Annotated in this window: 1 protein-coding gene and 1 pseudogene; both read left to right on the top strand. The window is 51.8% G+C overall.

Annotated features, from left to right (window positions below; all coding sequences use genetic code 11):
• A pseudogene (locus tag KDK14_RS15170) lies at positions 1–240 on the top strand (hypothetical protein); the annotation flags it as partial.
• Positions 237–1,766 carry a hypothetical protein gene (locus KDK14_RS15165; protein WP_257266014.1) on the top strand — a complete coding sequence of 510 codons (1,530 nt, stop codon included), beginning with the start codon at positions 237–239 and terminating at the stop codon, positions 1,764–1,766. The pseudogene KDK14_RS15170 and the gene KDK14_RS15165, both read left to right, overlap by 4 nt.
• Positions 1,767–1,807: the final 41 nt, after the last annotated feature.

The raw sequence follows: 1,807 nt of genomic DNA, 5'->3' as shown, positions 1-1,807 counted from the left end.
ATTTTTATCCTCAATTTTCTGCCATCCTCGCTACGGGCGCTAATCTCGGACAGCCTCCTGGTGTTCGACGTAGCGGATATCATCAAGGATGCCGTCATTCTACCCAATGCATTTCTGAGTGCCGCTGAGGGTTTGTCTGATCAGCAGATGCGTAATCGCTGCATTGCTTTTATGGATGAAACCAGGGCGCTTGGCCTTTTATTCGACTCGGTGAAGAATGTCACGGAGAAAAGCTGGTGATCGTACTGTTTGTCAGTGAGTGTGAACGGCAGGCTGTCAGAAAATCCCGACGAATCCTTAACCGTTATGCCCGCCAGATTGGCCGAAGATCCTGGTTAGCACGTTTAAGCAAGGAAGGTATTGATGATGTTCATGCCGCCCTCAGGAGTGTCAGTTCCAGGCAGATGGCCGTGGCTTGTCATCGTATCTCAAGCCGAACCCGTACTGAGTTGCTCTGGGTGGTCGGCAGTCGGCGACATTTTGATCATGATGGCAATTATGCGTTTTCTTCATCCAGCCAGGATTTTCTGCGCCCTCCCCGGGAATCTTCGCCAATGGAACGGCTGGTTGCTTACCTGGCAGAGCTGGCCGGGCTTTTTCATGATCTTGGCAAGGACAACGCTTTTTTCCAGGGAAAACTCTGGCGAGCTATTCAAAAAGAGAACAGCAAAGCATTAGCGGACCCGGTACGCCATGAACTGCTCTCAGTTATGCTGGCCGGAAAACTGGCAGCCCTGGCCAGTGGTGTGCGGCATACCAAAAAGGCTGAAGACTCCCTCTGGCTGAAGGTTTTTAGCCATTTACCGGCCCTCAGTCAGTTATTTTCAGAGCAATCCGAACTGTTCAAGCCGGATGGTTCATGGAATGTTTCCGGGAAACAGGAGCCAGACAGTCCTTTCCCACTACCCAAGTGTAAAGACAATAATGTGCTGCTCTGGGCCTGGTTATGGATTCTTGGGTCCCATCATCGTCTACCTTTCGGAAAATATCAGGATGCTGGCAATGAAGCTCCATCACTAACCAGATGCTCCCATGTGCGCTGCGCGCCTGAAGACCCTGATTATTCCAATCAACTCAACCTTAATCTACGACCCGCAGATTCTGCCTCCCGCCCCTGGCAACAGGATGCTCGCTGGCTGGCCCGGGTCAGTCGCTGCACAGAGCGAATACGTCACTGGCTTGTGAATCATCAGACACAGATGTCAGACCCGGTATGGAGGGATGCATTCATTCGTACCATCACCCATTTTGGGCGCACCGGAATGATGTGTGCAGACCATTCAGTCTCTGCCAACGACAATGCAAAACCTTCTAACGCAGTAACCGGTACGCTTATAGCAAATACCGCAAGAGGAGGGCCGGGCTCAGTTCTTGGCACTCACCTGTTTAATGTGGGCAGGCAGGCTCGCAGCCTGTCCCGAGTGCTATGGCAGCAACATCTTGGTCTGCCATTTATTGCCAAAGAGGATATACCCCCACCCATGTTGCCGATATCCAGCGAGCCTGCCAATTCGGCTTTTGCCTGGCAGGATGCTGCCTGTAAAGTCCTGAAGGATGTAGCCAAAGCCGGATCCGATAGCGGGTTTATTGGCTTTGTTCAGGCAGGGACAGGCTTTGGAAAAACCCGGGCTTGTGCCCGGATTATGGCCACTTGCTCTTCTGAAGTTCGATACACCGTTGCCCTGGGATTGCGGACGCTGACCTTGCAGACCGGGCAGAGTTACAGAAACGAACTGGAGCTGAGTCGGCAACAAGGAATTGTCTAAAAATAACTTTCCCATTTCACTCTAATTCTGGAACTATGGTG

The sequence above is a fragment of the Endozoicomonas sp. ONNA2 genome (assembly GCF_024606365.1).
Lineage (GTDB): Bacteria > Pseudomonadota > Gammaproteobacteria > Pseudomonadales > Endozoicomonadaceae > Endozoicomonas.
Note: the sequence above shows the minus strand (reverse complement) of the source record. Positions and strands in the feature narration are given on the sequence as shown.